Here is a 14,377-nt window from a genome sequence, read left to right on the forward strand (position 1 = left end):
GACGGATGCGAGGTGGCTGACACGTGTTCCAATGTTACCCACCGTCCGAGTCGGAGCCGGTCCGCGGATCGAGTCCGAATGCGGCCACCGGCCCGATCACGATGATCGCGGGCGGGCGCACGCCCTCGTCGCGGACGCGGTGCGCGACGGTCGACAGATCGGCACGCACCACACGTTGGCTGCTCAGCGTGCCCTCCTGCACGACGACCACGGGGGTGTCGGTGGGACGTCCGCCGGCGATCAGGGCGTCGGCGAACTGCTCGATGCGTTCGACGGCCATGAGCAGGACCAGGGTGCCGCGCAGCTTGGCGAGCGCGTCCCAGTCGGTGAGCGAGTCGGGATGTCCGGGCGCGACGTGGCCGCTGGCCACGACGAATTCGTGGGTGACCCCACGGTGGGTGACGGGGATCCCGGCCGCGGACGGCACGGAGATCGCGCTGGTGATGCCGGGGACGACGGTCACCGGGATGCCGGCCGCGGTGCAGGCCTCGAGCTCCTCGTAACCGCGACCGAAGACGTACGGGTCGCCGCCCTTGAGTCGGACGACGAACTTGCCGGCCTTTGCGCGGTCGATGAGGGTCTCGTTGATGACCTGCTGGGCCATGGCCCGTCCGTACGGGAGCTTCGCCGCGTCGATCACCTCGACGTGCGAGTCGAGTTCCGCGAGCAGTTCCTGCGGGGCGAGATGGTCGGCGACGACCACGTCGGCGCGGGTGAGGAGGCGTCGACCGCGCACGGTGATCAGGTCGGGATCGCCCGGTCCTCCGCCCACTAGGGCGACGCCGACCGGCTTCGGCGCGGTCTCGGCGAACTCGGCGACGGCCGCTCCGGCGAGGGCGTCACGGATCGAGGTGCGCACGGCGGCGGACCGGCGGTGGTCGCCACCGGCGAGGACGCCGACGGTCAGACCCTCGTAGCGGGCCGTGGCGGGGGTGACGGCGCTGCCGTGACGGGCGTTGTCCGCGCGGACGCAGAAGATCCTGTTGCGTTCGGCTTCGGCGACGACCGCTGCGTTGGTCTCGGGTTCGTCGGTGCAGGCCATGGCGTACCACGCGCCGTCGAGGTCGCCGTCGCGGTAGTCGCGCAGGTCGAGGGAGATGCGGCCCTTCGTCGCCATGCTCTCGACCACGGGGGTCGCGGCCCGGGCGACCACGTGGACGTCGGCACCGGACGCGACGAGCAGACCGAGACGCCGCTGCGCGACGCTGCCTCCTCCGACGATCACGACGCGGCGTCCACGGAGATCGAGTCCGACCAGGTAACTGGTCTCGTCCTCAGCGGCAGCGGACACGGGCATCTCCCCATCTCTCGTGTCGGGGCGAATCCGATCGGACCCACCTTCGGGACACCTGTGGCCCGGGCATCGCCCCGGGCCACAGGTGCAATGATCGGATCAGACCGCGGCGGCCTCTGCGGGTGCCTCGGCCACGGTGTCGGAGACGACGTCGAGCTGCAGCGACTTCGTGCTGTGGTCCCATACCTGGCGGAACAGGTCGGGGTTGTCGGACAGCTTCAGACCGAGCGACGGGACCATTTCGCGGAGCTTGGACTGCCAGCCCGCCCACTGCTGCGGGAAGCAGCGCTCGAGGACGTCGAGCATGGCCGGAACGGCCGTCGAGGCACCCGGCGACGCACCGAGCAGACCGGCGATCGAACCGTCACCCGCGTTGACCACGGCGGTACCGAACTCGAGGACACCGCCCGCACCCTTGCGGCGGATGACCTGCACACGCTGGCCGGCGACGATGAGCTCCCAGTCCTCGAGGCGCGCCTCGGGCACGAACTCGGCGAGGGTGCCGATGCGGTCGGCGGGCGACTGCATGAGCTCACCGACGAGGTACTTGACCAGGCCGAGCTCGGTGACGCCGACGCCGAGCATCGACATCAGGTTGCCGGGCTTGACGGACTTGGGCAGGTCCATGATGCCGCCCTGTTTGAGGAACTTGGGCGACCAGCCGGCGTAGGGACCGAAGAGCAGACCCTGCTTGCCGCCGATGACGCGGGTGTCGAGGTGCGGCACCGACATCGGAGGGGCACCGACCGCGGCCTTGCCGTAGACCTTGGCGCTGTGCTGCGCGATGACCTCGGGATTGGTGCAGCGCAGGAAGGCACCGGAGACGGGGAAGCCACCGAAGCCCTTGATCTCCTTGATGCCCGACTTCTGCAGCAGGTGCAGCGCGCCGCCGCCGGCGCCGACGAAGACGAACTTCGCCTGGACCTTGCGCGACTCGCCGGTGCGGCGGTTGCGGACCTTCACGATCCAGCTGCCATCGGACTGCTTGGACACGTCGGTGACGTCGTGGCCGAAGAAGACGGTGCCGCCGGAGGCCGCGACGTGGTTGAGGAGCTGCTTGGTGAGGGCACCGAAGTCGATGTCGGTGCCGGTCTGCGTCCAATTCAGGGCAACCGGGTCGGAGAAGTCGCGGCCCTTGCCCATGAGCGGCAGACGCTCGGTGAAGACCTCGGGGCTCTCGGTGTACTCCATGCCCTCGAAGAGGGGATGGCCGGCAAGGGCGTCGTAGCGGGCACGCAGGTACTTCACGTTCTCGGCGCCGTGTACGAAGCTGACGTGCGGAACCGGATTGATGAAGTTCTTGGGGTCGGACAGAATGCCGTTGTCGACGGCGTACGCCCAGAACTGGCGCGAGACCTGGAACTGCTCGTTGACGTTGACGGCCTTCGCGATGTCGACCGAACCGTCCGGCTTCTCAGGAGTGTAGTTGAGCTCACACAGCGCGGAGTGGCCCGTACCGGCGTTGTTCCAGGGGTCGCTGCTCTCGGCGGCCGCGGCGTCGAGGCGCTCGAACGCGGTGATCGACCAGTCGGGCTGCACCTGACGCAACAACGCACCGAGGGTTGCGCTCATGATGCCCGCGCCCACGAGCACTACATCGGTTTTCGCTACTACGTTCTCTGACACTGGGAAATCGACTTCCTTGTCTGGTTCGCACGCGCCGCCGAAGTACGGAGGTACCGTCTCGCGTGGGTGTCCCGTCAACGCGGCGCGCGAATGCGACCGACAGGTTACCCGCGCGTGGTCCGGCGTTTCATTTCACCTCATTGTGTACCCATGAGCGGTGGTCGGCGAACACACCTAGGGTGTGATAGTGACTACTTGGCGTCCTGACGTCCTCGGAGACGGCTACGAACAGCTCGAACTGCCGCTGGGCACCGACCCCGACGGCGAAGGCGAGATCTCGGCGACCCTGGTGCGCTACCAGCCTCCGTCTACCGATCTCCCCGACCGGGCGGTGCTCTACGTCCACGGCTTCACCGATTACTTCTTCCAGCAGCACCTCGCCGAGCACTTCGCGGCGCGCGGTTACCGCTTCTTCGCGCTGGACCTGCGCAAGTGCGGTCGTTCGCGGGCACCCGGGCACACCCCTCACTTCGTCACCGATCTCTCCCACTACGACGCCGAACTCGACCAGGCGCTGCGCGTGGTGCGCGAGGAGGTCGGTGGCGGTGTGCTGCTGGCGGCCCACTCGACGGGCGGGCTCGTCCTGCCGTTGTGGCTCGACCGTCTCCGTCGCCGGCCCGGCGGGGTTGCCGCGGCGGGCATCGTGGGTCTCGTCCTGAACAGTCCGTGGTTCGACCTGCAGGGACCGTCCTACCTGCGCAATGTCGGCACGGCGGCCGTCGACATCGTCGGCCGCCTCCGCCCGCGCGCGCTCATACCGCTGCCGAAGACCGAGGCCTACGGCCGCAGCCTGCAGTGCGACGGCTGGCGCTACGACCTCGACTGGAAGCCGTTGACCGGGTTCCCCGTCCGCTTCGGCTGGTTACGTGCCGTGCGGCGGGGCCAGGCCGTCCTGCACCGCGGGCTCGACATCGGGGTGCCGTCGCTGATCCTGCGGTCCGGTGCCTCGCGCTTCGCTCCGCGGTACGACGCGAGCGTCGACACCGTCGACGCGGTCCTCGACGTCCGCCAGATAGCCCGATGGGCGGGATGCCTCGGCAACCGCACGACGATCGTGCCGATCGACGGTGCCCGTCACGACGTGTTCCTGTCCACACCCGGTCCCCTGGCGGAGGCCTTCCGGGAATTGGACTTGTGGCTGGAATGGTTGGACGGAGCGGACGAGGCGGACACCTCCGGTTCCCGAACCGAGGCCGACGACTCCGACGACTCCGCCACCGTTTCCGCACTGCACCGACTCACGGGAGAGCACGCGTGACCCACTACGACCTCGCGATCATCGGCACAGGATCGGGGAATTCGATCCTCGACGAGCGGTACGACGGGAAGCGCGTCGCTCTCCTCGAAGAAGGCACCTTCGGGGGCACTTGCCTCAACGTGGGCTGCATCCCCACGAAGATGTACGTCTACGCCGCGGAGGTCGCCCACACGGTCCGCACCGCGGCGAAGTACGGCGTCGACGCGTCGATCGACGGAGTGCGGTGGAACGACATCGTCGACCGGGTCTTCGGTCGCATCGATCCCATCGCTGCGGGCGGCGAGCGCTACCGCCGCGAGGACTGCGCGAACGTCACCGTCTACGACGGTCACGCGCGGTTCGTCGGCGAGCGCCGCATCGACACCGGAACCGGTGAGGTGATCACCGCGGACCAGGTGGTCGTCGCGGCCGGTTCGCGGCCCGCGATCCCGCAGGAGGTACTCGATTCCGGTGTGAGATATCACACGAGCGACGGCATCATGCGGTTGCCTAAACTGCCCGAGTCCCTCGTAATCCTCGGGACGGGTTTCATCGCGATGGAGTTCGCCCACGTCTTCTCGGCGCTCGGCACGCGGGTGTCGGTGATCGCGCGGACCGACCGTCTACTGCGGCACCTCGACGCCGACGTCTCCGAGCGGTTCACGGCGCTCGCCGCGGCCAAGTGGGACGTCCACCTCGCCAATCCGGCCCGGGCGTTCCGTCCGGTCGGCGACGGCGTGGAGGTCGAACTCGCCGACGGCACCGTCGTGAGCGGCGACGCCCTGCTCGTCGCGACAGGTCGGCAGCCCAACGGTGACCTGCTCGACGCCGCGGCGGCCGGCATCGAACTCGATGCGAAGGGCCGGATCGTGGTCGACGAGTTCCAGCGCACGTCCGCGGCAGGTGTGTTCGCCCTCGGCGACGTGTCGTCGCCCTACCAGCTCAAGCACGTGGCCAACCACGAGGCTCGGGTCGTCCAGCACAACCTGTTGCACGACGCGTGGGGCGGCGACACCACGGGTCTGCAGCGGACGGACCACCGCTACGTCCCCTCCGCGGTGTTCACCGATCCGCAGATCGCGTCGGTCGGTCTCACCGAGGCCGAGGCCCGGGAGGTGGGATTCGACATCTCCGTCAAGATCCAGGACTACGGCAACGTCGCCTACGGCTGGGCCATGGAGGACACCGAAGGTTTCTGCAAGCTGATCGCCGATCGGTCGACGGGTCTGCTGCTCGGCGCCCACATCATCGGGGCCCAGGCGTCGACGGTCATCCAGCCCCTCATCCAGGCCATGTCGTTCGGTCTGCCCGCGCGGGAGATGGCGACCGGGCAGTACTGGATCCACCCCGCGCTGCCCGAACTCGTCGAGAACGCCCTGCTGGGTCTCTGAACTTCGGGGTCTCCGAGCACCTTCACCAGCGCCGTGTGGCCTGCTGCCCTCTCCGGGCCGCAGGCCACACGCGTCTCACCAGCTTCCGGTGCGCAGCGCGATCGCGGACGCGAAGTCGGTGGGCGCCTCGGCGGGCACGTTGGCGACCCCGGCGAGTTCGACCACCCGGAACTCTCCCGTCACGTAGCGCATCGATGCGTCCGCTTCGGGTCGACGCGAGGCATCGCCCACGACGATCGTGGTGGGCACCTCCGCGGGCGGCGCCGACGCGTCGCGCACCGTGCCGTCACGATCCGCGACCGCGGGATGGCCGCGGTCGGCGACCACCAGGCTCGCGAAGCGTCCGAAGCGTCCTGCGGCGACGGCCCAGGCCAGTTCGGCTCCCGCGCCGCTGCCCGCCAGATGAACCCAGGGCAGGGCGAGGGCGTCCAGTAGGGCGAACACGTCGGCGGGCGCGAGTCCGTCGATCTTCTCGACCACGATCGTCCGCAGGTCGGACGTGTGCAGCCGCTCGCACACGACGTCGTACACACCTGCGTCCTCCCCCACGTCGGGGAAGAGAAGCACCGTGTAACGACTTTCGGGGCCGCCGATCCGAACCTGCACGTCCCCACCGGGCGTGGTCACCGTCCTCGATTCCATGGGCAAACGCTACATGGCCGCAGTCCGTGCTCCGCCTCTTGCCGTATCGACGACGGGCTGGGGAGTGGACATGCGGAGGTTCGGGATCCTGCGTTTCGTCACCGACAGTTCCGTGGTGCAGTTCCTGGGCTTCTTCGCCACCATGCTCCTGATCGTTGCGCTGTCGATGCTCGTCGGGGCAATCCAGCACCGTTGGCGCGCAACGGGTCTGCTGACGGCCGCCGCGTCCGTCGTCGTGATCGACGGTCTCGCCGCGACCCTCGTCACGTGGACCCGGTCGTGGTCGTCGCTGTGGTCGTGGATCGTCGACGCGTCGCCGACGACGACCCTGGTGGCGCTCCCCCCTGCTGGTGGCCGCGGTGTGCGTGGGCGCGACCTGGCAGGTCGCCCGCAACGCGGCACCCCAGGCCGGCCGCCTTCCGGAACAGGTTCGGCCCCGACCCTTTCCGGGTCGGGGCCGAACTCCGTGCTCGCTCAGCGAGCGGAGGTCACGGCAGGGTGAGGATCTCGGCGCCGGTGTCGGTGACGACGATGGTGTGCTCGAACTGCGCGGTCCACTTGCGGTCCTTGGTGACGACCGTCCAGCCGTCGTCCCAGATCTCGTAGTCGGGCGTACCGAGGTTGATCATCGGTTCGATGGTGAACACCATGCCGGGCTCGATGATCGTGTCGATGTCGGGCCGGTCGTAGTGCAGGATCACCAGGCCGTTGTGGAAGGTCTCGCCGATACCATGGCCGGTGAAGTCGCGGACGACGCCGTAGCCGAAGCGGTTGGCGTAGGACTCGATGACCCGGCCGATGACGTTGAGGGCCCGGCCCGGCTTGACCGCCTTGATGCCGCGCATCGTGGCCTCGCGGGTGCGATCGACGAGCAGGCGGACGTCCTCGGAGACGTCGCCGGCCAGGAAGGTGGCGTTGGTGTCGCCGTGGACGCCGTCGATGTAGGCGGTGACGTCGATGTTGACGATGTCGCCGTCCTCGACGACGGTCGAGTCGGGGATGCCATGGCAGATGACCTCGTTGAGCGAGGTGCAGCACGACTTGGTGAAGCCGCGGTAGCCGAGGGTCGACGGGTAGGCGCCGTGGTCGCACATGTACTCGTGGGCGACGCGGTCGATCTCGTCGGTGGTCACGCCCGGCGCGACAACCTTACCGGCCTCGACGAGGGCCTGTGCGGCGATCTTCGACGCGAGTCGCATCTTCTCGATCGTCTCGGGTGTCTGCACCCACGGCTCGTTGCCTTCCTTCGCCGTGGGCTTCCACACGTACTCCGGCCGTTCGATCGATGCGGGCACCTCCCGGACGGGAGTCGGAGTGCCGGGGACGAGCGGAGCGCGGGTAGCCATGACTTCCAGATTAGCCGCCGCGCCCCGCTCCCCCGTCATCCACCGATCGGGCCGTCGTGCGCCGATCAGCCCACAGCGCCCGCCTGGCGCAGCTTGAAGCGCTGGACCTTGCCGCTCGGCGTCTTGGGCAGGTGCGGCACGAAGTGCACCGCGCGCGGGTAGGCGTGGGCGGCGTACTTCTGCTTCACGAGCTTCTGCAGCTCCGCCTCGACCGCGTCGTCGCCCTCGACACCCTCCCGCAGCACCACGAACGCCTCGAGGACCTCCCCCCGCAGTTCGTCCGGCAGACCCACCACGGCGGCCTCGATCACGTCGGGGTGCATCACGAGCACCGACTCGACGTCGAACGGGCCGATGCGGTAACCGGCCATGATGATCACGTCGTCGTCGCGGGACGAGAAGAAGAAGAAGCCGTTCTCGTCGACCTTGCCGGCGTCGCCGGTCAGGTACCAGCGGCCGTCCTCGCTGAACCGGTCGGCGGTCTTCTCGGGTGCGTCGACGTAGCCGGTGAACCACACGAGCGGGCTCGCGTGCACGTCGATCGCGACGCGTCCGACCTCACCGGGCTCGGCGATCTCGTCGCTGTCCTCGCGCAGCACCGCGCAGCTCCAGCCCGGCAGCGGCTTGCCCATCGAACGCGCCGGGGTGTCCTCGCGCAGCTCGTCCGCCCACGCGTCGACGACGAACATGCCGTGTTCGGTCTGTCCGTACTGGTCGCGCACCACGACACCGAGGGTCTCCTTCGACCACTCGAGGACGTCCGGGGTCAGCGGCTCACCGGCCGAGGAGGCACGACGCAGCCGCACCGGCGGGTGCTCGGCGGTGTCGGCCTTGAGGCTGCGGTAGACCGTCGGGGCCGCCGCGAAGTTGGTCACCCCGAAGGTGTCGAGGATCTGCCAGGTGAGCGCGGGCGAGAAACCGGCGTGCAGCAGGAGGCTGCGCCGACCGGCCGCGAGCGGCCCTAGTAGCGCGTAGTAGAGCCCGTACGCCCATCCCGGATCGGCCGCGTTCCAGAAGACGTCGTCCTTGCGCACGTCGAGGCCGAACTCCAGGTAGGCGTGGAAGGACGCCAGCGCCTTCACCGGGACGGGAACACCCTTGGGAGTGCCGGTCGTGCCGGAGGTGAACAGCTGGACCAGGCGCCCCTCGGCGCCGACGGCGACGGCCTCGCCACGCGGGTCGTCGGCCGACTGCGCGGCGACCAGCTCGTCGAAGTCGCGGGCCCCACGCCCGGACGCGTCGGCGTCTCCCTCACCGGCCACGACGACCTGCCACGGCACCTCGGCGGGAAGATCCGATCCGGCGGCGAGCTTGCCGGCCTGATCACGATCGGCCACGACCACCTTGGTGCCGCTCGCGTCGAGCCGGAAGGCGATCGCCGGCGGGGCGAAGGCGGTGAAGAGCGGCACGTGCACGGCGCCGCGACGCCAGATACCGAGAACCGCGACCACCAGGTCTGCCGACTTGCCCATGAGCGTCGCGACGTGGTCGCCGGGTTCGACACCGAGATCCGCCAGCGCCGCGGCGAAGCGGATCGACCGTTCGCGGAGCTCGCCGTAGGTGAGATCGGTGGAGCTCAGGTCCGCGTCGACGACGGTGAACGCCACCGCGTCGGCGGGATGGTCGTCGCACAGCAGTCGGGCTGCGCAGGCGTCTGCCGTGTCGTACCGCTCGAGCAGTGTCCGCACGCGGCTCGCTGTGTCGCCCATTGTGGTCCTTTCGTCCGTACCGGCCAGGGTGTTCCTGATCTGTGGAGCACACCCGTTCGACGTCTATGATTCGAGTCACACCATGTTCCCCGATACCCCCGGAAAGGGGTGGCGTTCGTGTCGTCCTCCTCGTCGGCGCTGCTGCGTCCCCGTGACGGTGATGCCCTGCGCGGTGAACTCCGCCGCACCGCGGCGCAGGCACAGTTGCCGGTGGTCTTCGCCGGCGAGGTCCAGCAGGGATCGCTGCAGCTCAGCGAATTCTTCGGCACCCGCACCAACAGCCTGGCGGGGGTCGTGGTGCCTCCGCGGGCCGGTCTCGGCGGTCGCGTCCTCGCGGAGTCGCGGGTGGTGACGGTGTCGGACTACGGTCGCTCTGCGTCGATCACGCACCACTTCGACCGTCCCGTTCTGTACGAGGGATTGCGGTCCATCCTCGCCGTGCCGGTACTCGTCGAGGGCAAGGCCCGCGCGGTGTTGTACGGCGCCGCGCGCGAGTGCGCGCCGGTCGGTGATCGGGCGGTGACGGCGTTCGCGCAGGCGGCCGCACGTCTCGCGCACGAGATCGAGGTGCGCGACGAGGTCGATCGGCGACTCGCGATGCTCGAGCGGTCGTCCGGCGACCGCGATCCCGTCGCGACCGCGCAGGTCCGCGAGGTCCACGCCGAGCTGCGGGTGCTCGCGCAGGGCACGACCGATCCGGCGCTGCAGGAGAAGCTCCGCTCGTTGTCCGACCGTCTCGCCGGGGTGCTCGACGGAACGGAACCGGAACCGACGGACGTCGTGCTGTCCCCGCGCGAGACCGACGTGCTGTCCCATGTGGCGCTGGGGTGCAGCAACGCCGAGATCGCCCAGCGCCTGTCGGTCGGTGCCGAGACGGTCAAGAGCTACCTGCGCAGCGCCATGAGCAAGCTCGACGTCCATTCCCGCCACGAGGCCGTCGTCGCCGCGCGAAAATCGGGTCTGCTGCCCTGATATCCGGCCGGTCCCCCATCGGCGGACAGGGTGCGGAAGGGGGCCTGCGGTGGCCGAGACGACCGACTCACCCCAGCTCGTCCGCGTCCTCGGACCGGGTCTGCTCCTGCTGTTCGTCATCGGCGACATCCTGGGCACCGGCATCTACGCTCTCACCGGGGAGGTCGCGAACGAGGTCGGCGGCGTGGTGTGGCTGCCGTTCCTCGTCGCGTTCGCCGTCGCGGCGGTGACCGCGTTCAGCTATCTGGAGCTGGTCACGAAGTATCCGCGGGCGGCCGGAGCGGCGCTCTACACGCACAAGGCGTTCGGCGTGCATTTCCTGACCTTCCTGGTGGCCTTCGCCGTGATGTCCTCGGGCATCACCTCTGCCGCCACTGCTGCGCGGGCGTTCGCCGCGAACTTCGCCGAGGCCTTCGGACTCGACCTGGCCGGCACGGCCGGGATCACCGTGATCGCGCTGGTCTTCGTCCTCGTCCTGGCGGTGATCAACTTCCGCGGGGTCGGCGAGAGCGTGAAGACCAACGTGGTGCTCACGATGGTCGAGTTGGGCGGCCTGCTCATCATCGTCGCGATCGGCATGTGGGCGTTGGGTTTCGGCGGCGGGGACTTCTCGCGTGTGGTCGAGATCGATCCCGGCGACCGGTCCGTCTTCTCCGCGGTGGTCGCAGGGACGGCCCTGGCCTTCTTCGCGATGGTGGGGTTCGAGGATTCGGTGAACATGGCCGAGGAGTGCAAGGAGCCCACCCGGATCTTCCCCCGGATGCTGCTGCTCGGCCTGGGTCTCGCCGCGTTGGTGTACGTGCTCGTTTCGATCACCGCGATCGCGCTCGTCGCGCCCGAGGAGCTCGGGGCGGGCGAGACGCCTTTGCTGCGGGTGGTCGAGGTCGGCGCGCCGGCGTTCCCGGTCGGGATCTTCGCCTTCGTCACGATGTTCGCGGTGGCCAACACCGCGCTGATCAACATGCTGATGGCGAGCCGGTTGGTCTACGGCATCGCCCGCGAGGACGTCCTGCCCGCCGTCCTGGGGCGGGTGCACCCCACGCGCCGCACGCCCTATGTCGCGATCGCGTTCACGACGCTGCTCGCGGTCGGTCTCGTCGTCTTCGTCGGCGGGGTGCCCGAACTCGGGGGGACGACGGCGCTGCTCCTGCTGGGGGTGTTCGCGATCGTCAACGTCGCCGCACTGGTCCTGCGCCGGGACCACGTGGAGCACCGGCACTTCCGCGCGCCGACGATCCTCCCGGTGCTCGGGGCGGCCAGTTGCCTGTTCCTCGTCCTGCCGTGGGTCGACCGGCCCGTGACCCAGTACCGGACGGCCGGGGTGCTGCTCGGGATCGGTGTGGTGCTGTGGCTGGTGACGCGACTCGCGGGCCGGCGCGACGGTCGGCCCGCGAGTACGACCTGAGCTCAGGCTCCCTCGTCGTATTCCGGCGGCAGGGCGGCGAACATGTCGCGGGTGACCGCGACCGCGTTGTCGGAGCTGCCGCCGCGCACGACGAGCGTCGCGAACGCCAGATCACCGCGGTAACCGACGAACCACGAGTGCGACCCGCCCTCGACCTCGGCCTCGCCGGTCTTGCCGTAGACGTCGCCCTGGTCCCGGATGCGGTCGGCGGTACCGCTCGTGATCACCAGGCGCATCATCTCGCGCAGACCCTCCACCATCTCCGGCGTCACCGGCGGCGGCGAACCGCTCACAACGGTCTCGCGACCCGCGATGAGATAGGGCACCGGGGTACGGCCGGCGGCGACCGTCGCCGCGGTGAGCGCCATCCCGAACGGGCTCACGACCACCTTGCCCTGACCGAAGCCGTCCTCGGTCCGTTCGACGAGATCCTCCGCGGGCGGAACCGATCCGGTGAAGGTCGGCATCCCGACCACCTCGTAGTCCACACCGATACCGAACTGCGAAGCGGCGACGGTCAGCGCGTCCGGGGCCATCTCGGAGGCGAGCTTGGCGAAGGAGGTGTTGCAGGATCGGGCGAAAGCGGTAGCGAGAGAGACCGTCCCGAGCTCGAACTCGTTGTAGTTCGGCACGCTGCGCTCACCGATCGTGATGCGGCCCGGGCACGGCACCATCGTGTTCAGGGTCGCGCTCCCCTCGGCGATCGCCGCACCCGAGGTGACGATCTTGAACGTCGAGCCCGGCGGGTACTGGCCGGCCAGCGCGACCGGGCCGTCCCGGTCGGCGGCCTTGTTCTGGGCCACCGCCAGCACCGCACCCGTGGACGCCTCGATCACGACCGTCATCGCCTGCTCGGTGCGGGCATCGACGGCCGCCTGGGCCGCGAGCTGGAGGGGACGGTCGAGACTGACCGAGAACGACGGCACCGGTTGCGGCGGCGTCTCGGTGAGCACACCGGTGTCCACGCCGTACTGGTTCACCACGACGACGCTCCACCCGGCCGTGCCGTCGACCTCGTCGATGACGGTCTTCTTGATCTGACCCACGAGATCCGGCGCGAAGTTGCGATCGGTCGCGACGAGGTCGGCCTGCTCGGTCACCACGACACCGTCGATCCCGGCGAGACGTGGGGCGACGCGCTCGTAGTCGTCCTCGCGCAGTCGCATCACCGAGCGCGGCCCGGCGGAGGCCGTCACCGATTCCGCGATCGCCTGCGCCGTGAGCGAGGAATCGAACTCCGACAACGTCGACGCGAGCTGTCGTGCGGCGCCGGCGACATCGGTGGTCTGCGCGGCGTCGAAGGCGATGCCGTAGACCGTGCCGGGGACGAGGATGTCGCTGCCTGCGTGCTCGTTGACCCGGGCACGCGGCGCCGGGCTGCTGCGGAGCTGCATGGTCTGCCGTTCGCCGAGCTGCGGGTGCAGCGCGGACTTCGCCCACCGCACGATCCAGTCGTTCCCGCTGCGCCCCATGTTGAGCTCACCGGTGTATTGCCATACCCGTTCCTTCGGCAGGTGCCACTCGTAGTTGTAGCCCACGGTCGCGGAGTCGCCGCTGATCCGGGTGGATGTCGTTGTGGTGATGAGGGATTCGGCTTGAAGCCCGTCCAGGACCTCCTGCATCGCGACGGCCGCGTCGTCGGGGCGGTCGGTGCGATCCGCCGCCGACGCGACGTCCTGCGCGGCGAACGAGTCGAGAAACGCCTGGGCGGCGGCCTCCGGCCCGGCCGGCCGCGGCGTGCACGCGACGGCCAGGCCGAGGAGCACGACGGCCGCCGACCACACAGCGCCGATCCGGAGTGCGCGTGCGTACGGGGATGCCGGGGTGGAACTTCGAGGTCTCATCGCCCGTCATCGTAGGCAGAGCCGACGGGAAATCAGTCGAGCAGCACCGTGGAGAACGTCGCGACCTGACGGAAACCCGCGCGGGCGTAGGCTCCACGAGCCGGGGCGTTGAAGCTGTTGACGTAGAGGCTGGGCAGGCGAGCGCTGCGAGCGACCGCGCAGGCCACGGCGGCCGTGCCGATCGTGCCGAGGCCCGAGCCACGATGCGCGGGATCGACCCAGACGCCCTGGATCTGGCCCACCGCGGACGACTGCGAACCCACCTCCGCCTTGAACACGACCTGTCCGTCCTCGAACCGCGCCCAGGCGCGTCCCGCCGCGATCAGGCTCGCGACGCGGCGCCGGTAACCCGCACCGCCGTCGCCGGTGCGCGGGTCGATGCCGACCTCCTCGATGAACATCGAGATCGCGGCCGGCAGATAGACATCGAGTTCGTCGGGTCGCACGGGACGGACCTGCGGGTCGGGCTCGACGAGCGGCTCGCGGTCGAGAACGAGCAGGGGTTGTTCGGCCCTCACCTCGCGGGGAGCGCCCCACACCGATTCGAGCCGCTCCCACATCGGCAGCGCGTACTCGGCGCGACCGACGATGGACGAACACAACCGCGGCCCGCGACTCGCGCGCTCGGCGAACGCCTGGATGTCGTCCGGACTGCCCAGCAGCGGAATGAGGTTCGCGCCGGAGAAGCACAGCGAGGTCTCGGGGCCTCCGCGGCTCCACATCTCGCCGCCGACGGCACGCCCGTCGAGTCCGTACTCCTCGACGCGGCCGGCCACCATGCACGCGGCCACGGGGTCGCGGGAGAGCACCCGGAGCACCGCGGCGGTGTCACGTCCGCCCAACGACCGGACGCCCAGAAGCTTGAGCACTCGCTCACCACCCGTCGAGAAGCCGATACGAGATCAGAGTGC

At 69.5% G+C, this 14,377-nt stretch carries 12 protein-coding genes; 5 read left to right on the forward strand and 7 right to left on the reverse strand.

Translation table 11 applies throughout. The features are described from left to right. Nucleotides 1-34 precede the first annotated feature (34 nt). A complete protein-coding gene (gene cobA / locus M3330_RS02435; protein ID WP_255026855.1) occupies nucleotides 35-1,297 on the reverse strand; it encodes a uroporphyrinogen-III C-methyltransferase in 1,263 nt (420 codons plus the stop codon). Between the two features lie 96 nt (nucleotides 1,298-1,393). Further along, complete coding sequence (gene mqo / locus M3330_RS02440) at nucleotides 1,394-2,866, reverse strand: malate dehydrogenase (quinone) (RefSeq protein WP_232512698.1); 1,473 nt, start codon at nucleotides 2,864-2,866, stop codon at nucleotides 1,394-1,396. Nucleotides 2,867-3,107: 241 nt separating this feature from the next. Here mqo and M3330_RS02445 point away from each other — a divergent pair, with 241 nt between their 5' ends. Both M3330_RS02445 and mtr read left to right on the forward strand, forming a co-directional pair. Beyond that, nucleotides 3,108-4,178, forward strand: a complete 1,071-nt coding sequence (locus tag M3330_RS02445; RefSeq protein ID WP_255026859.1) for an alpha/beta hydrolase — start codon at nucleotides 3,108-3,110, stop codon at nucleotides 4,176-4,178. Next, entirely contained in the window at nucleotides 4,175-5,548 is a 1,374-nt protein-coding gene (gene mtr / locus M3330_RS02450; protein ID WP_255026861.1) for a mycothione reductase, read from the forward strand. The genes M3330_RS02445 and mtr overlap by 4 nt, the downstream gene beginning before the upstream one ends. A 75-nt stretch (nucleotides 5,549-5,623) precedes the next feature. On the opposite strand, the gene M3330_RS02455 is transcribed toward mtr, so the two are convergent. Further along, on the reverse strand, nucleotides 5,624-6,190 hold the full coding sequence (locus M3330_RS02455) for an alpha/beta fold hydrolase (RefSeq protein ID WP_064852543.1): 567 nt from the start codon (nucleotides 6,188-6,190) through the stop codon (nucleotides 5,624-5,626). Between M3330_RS02455 and M3330_RS02460 the strand changes: the two genes are divergently transcribed. Further along, nucleotides 6,189-6,692: a hypothetical protein gene (locus tag M3330_RS02460; RefSeq protein WP_255026864.1), complete on the forward strand. Its 504-nt coding sequence runs from the start codon at nucleotides 6,189-6,191 to the stop codon at nucleotides 6,690-6,692. The two genes, M3330_RS02455 and M3330_RS02460, sit on opposite strands and share 2 nt — an antisense overlap. Here M3330_RS02460 and map read toward each other — a convergent pair. Further along, nucleotides 6,679-7,536, reverse strand: coding sequence for a type I methionyl aminopeptidase (map, locus tag M3330_RS02465; RefSeq protein ID WP_006554247.1), 858 nt, complete (start codon nucleotides 7,534-7,536; stop codon nucleotides 6,679-6,681). The two genes, M3330_RS02460 and map, sit on opposite strands and share 14 nt — an antisense overlap. Before the next feature lie 65 nt (nucleotides 7,537-7,601). Beyond that, the gene (locus M3330_RS02470; protein WP_255026868.1) at nucleotides 7,602-9,245 is read right to left on the reverse strand and encodes an AMP-binding protein; all 1,644 of its coding nucleotides are present in this window, start codon (nucleotides 9,243-9,245) and stop codon (nucleotides 7,602-7,604) included. Between the two features lie 108 nt (nucleotides 9,246-9,353). Here M3330_RS02470 and M3330_RS02475 point away from each other — a divergent pair, with 108 nt between their 5' ends. Then, on the forward strand, nucleotides 9,354-10,217 hold the full coding sequence (locus M3330_RS02475) for a LuxR C-terminal-related transcriptional regulator (protein WP_006554249.1): 864 nt from the start codon (nucleotides 9,354-9,356) through the stop codon (nucleotides 10,215-10,217). Between the two features lie 49 nt (nucleotides 10,218-10,266). Next, a complete protein-coding gene (locus tag M3330_RS02480) occupies nucleotides 10,267-11,622 on the forward strand; it encodes an APC family permease (protein ID WP_255026870.1) in 1,356 nt (451 codons plus the stop codon). Nucleotides 11,623-11,624: 2 nt separating this feature from the next. Here M3330_RS02480 and M3330_RS02485 read toward each other — a convergent pair whose 3' ends face one another. Continuing rightward, complete coding sequence (locus M3330_RS02485; RefSeq protein WP_255026871.1) at nucleotides 11,625-13,466, reverse strand: penicillin-binding transpeptidase domain-containing protein; 1,842 nt, start codon at nucleotides 13,464-13,466, stop codon at nucleotides 11,625-11,627. Between the two features lie 32 nt (nucleotides 13,467-13,498). Next, nucleotides 13,499-14,335, reverse strand: coding sequence for a GNAT family N-acetyltransferase (locus M3330_RS02490; protein ID WP_255026872.1), 837 nt, complete (start codon nucleotides 14,333-14,335; stop codon nucleotides 13,499-13,501). Nucleotides 14,336-14,377: the final 42 nt, after the last annotated feature.

Origin of the sequence: Rhodococcus sp. GA1, assembly GCF_024321955.1 — a bacterium.
Lineage (GTDB): Bacteria > Actinomycetota > Actinomycetes > Mycobacteriales > Mycobacteriaceae > Rhodococcus > Rhodococcus pyridinivorans.

Coding starts and splice junctions, on each gene's coding strand:
- cobA (WP_255026855.1), bottom strand. CDS start 1,297: ATGCCCGTGTCCGCTGCCGCTGAGGACGAGACCAGTTACCTGGTCGGA.
- mqo (WP_232512698.1), bottom strand. CDS start 2,866: ATGAGCGCAACCCTCGGTGCGTTGTTGCGTCAGGTGCAGCCCGACTGG.
- M3330_RS02460 (WP_255026864.1), top strand. CDS start 6,189: ATGGGCAAACGCTACATGGCCGCAGTCCGTGCTCCGCCTCTTGCCGTA.
- M3330_RS02455 (WP_064852543.1), bottom strand. CDS start 6,190: ATGGAATCGAGGACGGTGACCACGCCCGGTGGGGACGTGCAGGTTCGG.
- map (WP_006554247.1), bottom strand. CDS start 7,536: ATGGCTACCCGCGCTCCGCTCGTCCCCGGCACTCCGACTCCCGTCCGG.
- M3330_RS02470 (WP_255026868.1), bottom strand. CDS start 9,245: ATGGGCGACACAGCGAGCCGCGTGCGGACACTGCTCGAGCGGTACGAC.
- M3330_RS02485 (WP_255026871.1), bottom strand. CDS start 13,466: ATGAGACCTCGAAGTTCCACCCCGGCATCCCCGTACGCACGCGCACTC.